Genomic DNA, 1,258 nt, shown 5'->3' on the forward strand with positions numbered 1-1,258 from the left:
ATGGCAAAAGAAAAGTTTGAACGTTCGAAACCGCACGTAAACGTAGGTACAATCGGCCACGTTGACCACGGTAAAACAACTCTAACTGCAGCAATCACTAACGTACTTGCAAAAGTATACGGTGGTGAAGCACGTGACTTCGCTCAAATCGATAACGCTCCAGAAGAGCGTGAGCGTGGTATCACAATCGCAACTTCACACGTAGAGTACGATACTCCAACTCGTCACTACGCACACGTTGACTGTCCTGGACACGCTGACTACGTTAAAAACATGATCACTGGTGCTGCTCAGATGGACGGCGCGATCCTAGTAGTTGCTGCAACTGACGGTCCTATGCCTCAGACTCGTGAGCACATCCTACTTTCTCGTCAGGTTGGTGTACCTTACATCATCGTATTCATGAACAAATGTGACATGGTTGACGACGAAGAACTAATCGAGCTAGTAGAAATGGAAGTTCGTGAACTTCTTTCTGAGTACGATTTCCCAGGTGATGACCTACCACTAATCCAAGGTTCAGCTCTTAAAGCACTAGAAGGCGAGAAAGAGTGGGAAGACAAGATCGTTGAGCTTGCAGAAGCACTAGATTCTTACATCCCAGAGCCAGAGCGTGACATCGATAAGCCATTCATCATGCCTATCGAAGACGTATTCTCAATCCAGGGTCGTGGTACTGTTGTAACTGGCCGTGTTGAAGCTGGTATCATCAACGTGAACGACGAAGTTGAAATCGTAGGTATCAAAGAAACTACGAAGACAACTTGTACGGGTGTTGAAATGTTCCGTAAGCTTCTAGACGAAGGTCGTGCAGGTGAGAACATCGGTGCACTTCTACGTGGTACTAAGCGTGACGAAGTTGAGCGTGGTCAAGTACTATCAGCTCCTGGTTCAATCCAGCCGCACACTAAGTTCACTTCAGAAGTATACGTACTTTCTAAAGATGAAGGTGGTCGTCACACTCCTTTCTTCAAAGGTTACCGTCCACAGTTCTACTTCCGTACAACTGACGTAACTGGTGACATCCAGCTACCAGACGGCGTAGAAATGGTAATGCCTGGTGACAACATCAAGATGACTGTAGAGCTAATCTGCCCAATCGCGATGGACGAAGGTCTACGTTTCGCTATCCGTGAAGGTGGCCGTACAGTTGGTGCTGGTGTTGTAGCATCAATCATCGAGTAATAGTTACTAGTTAACTAATTCGATAATACGAATATTAAAAAGCCGCTCATTGAGCGGCTTTTTTTATGTTTGT

Annotated in this window: 1 protein-coding gene; it reads left to right on the forward strand. The window is 46.0% G+C overall.

Annotation, left to right across the window (positions count from 1 at the left end; genetic code table 11):
- Nucleotides 1-1,185, forward strand: a complete 1,185-nt coding sequence (gene tuf / locus J8M00_RS27935; protein ID WP_063359275.1) for an elongation factor Tu — start codon at nt 1-3, stop codon at nt 1,183-1,185.
- The last annotated feature ends 73 nt before the right edge of the window (nt 1,186-1,258 follow it).

Origin of the sequence: Pseudoalteromonas luteoviolacea (assembly GCF_018100925.1) — a bacterium.
Classification (GTDB): domain Bacteria; phylum Pseudomonadota; class Gammaproteobacteria; order Enterobacterales; family Alteromonadaceae; genus Pseudoalteromonas; species Pseudoalteromonas obscura.